The 900-nt window shown below is 62.4% G+C and carries 2 protein-coding genes; one reads left to right on the forward strand and one right to left on the reverse strand.

The annotated features are described in order from the left end of the window. A partial coding sequence (locus tag B3187_RS04405) for an NAD-dependent epimerase/dehydratase family protein (protein ID WP_286804764.1) occupies positions 1–223 on the reverse strand: 223 nt, incomplete at its 3' end. A gap of 179 nt (positions 224–402) precedes the next feature. Here B3187_RS04405 and B3187_RS04410 point away from each other — a divergent pair. Then, complete coding sequence (locus B3187_RS04410) at positions 403–849, forward strand: universal stress protein (protein ID WP_286804766.1); 447 nt, start codon at positions 403–405, stop codon at positions 847–849. Positions 850–900: the final 51 nt, after the last annotated feature.

Raw genomic sequence — 900 nt, forward strand, 5'->3', positions numbered from 1 at the left:
CGCCGGCCAGATTGACCACCGCGTCGACCGGTCGATCCGGCAACTGGTTCAGCTCCGATACCAGGCTGACGCCGGTACCCAGAACCCGCGCGGCCCGCAGGGTGTCCCGCGTGAGCACCACCGGGTGATAGCCCCGCTGCTGCAATGCATGACACAGAGGTACACCAATAAAGCCGGTGCCGCCGGTCAACAGGATGGTGCGCGAGGTCTCGGTGCTGGTCATAGTCCGCTCTCCGGGTTTTAACAGGTGTGGCGGATCAGTCTTCGGCCCCACCTGCGGAGGCCACGCAGCCTGATCCCGTTATTACAGTCTACTACTTACATCAGGTTCGTTCGGATCAACCCACGCCTTGGGCTACACTTATGGAGACAACAGCTTAGAACCGGTTAAGGGAGATTGCCATGTCCCGCTATAACACCCTCCTGGTGGCACTGGATCTGACCCAGGACTCTGCCCAGGTCCTGAGCGGCGCGAAAAAGCTCGCGACAGCAGGCTCGCACCTCCATCTGGTCCACGTGGCCGAACACCCGGTCACAGCGTTGGGTAGCGGCACCGGGCGCAACCATCGCCACGGGGAACTGCAGGTACGTCAGGAGCTGTTTCCCCGCCTGCAGGCGTATGCAGATGGCATGGCGCTACCTCCCGACCACCTTCACATACTGTTTGGCGACGCGCCCCAGGAGATCACTTATCTTGCCGGCAAGCTCGGCGCCGATGTCATCGTGACCGGCAGTCACGGGGAAAAGGGACTGAAGCGACTGCTGGGCACCACCGCGACCGATATTCTGCACCAGGCTGCCTGTGACGTTTTAATCGTGCGCATCCACGAACCCGCCCAGGGCACCTGATCTGCCCCGCTCGCGCCCCCGATGCCCGAACGCCGGGCACAAAAAAACCCG

This window comes from Marinimicrobium sp. UBA4209 (genome assembly GCF_002381585.1).
GTDB lineage: Bacteria > Pseudomonadota > Gammaproteobacteria > Pseudomonadales > Cellvibrionaceae > Marinimicrobium > Marinimicrobium koreense.

Coding starts and splice junctions, on each gene's coding strand:
- B3187_RS04410 (WP_286804766.1), top strand. CDS start 403: ATGTCCCGCTATAACACCCTCCTGGTGGCACTGGATCTGACCCAGGAC.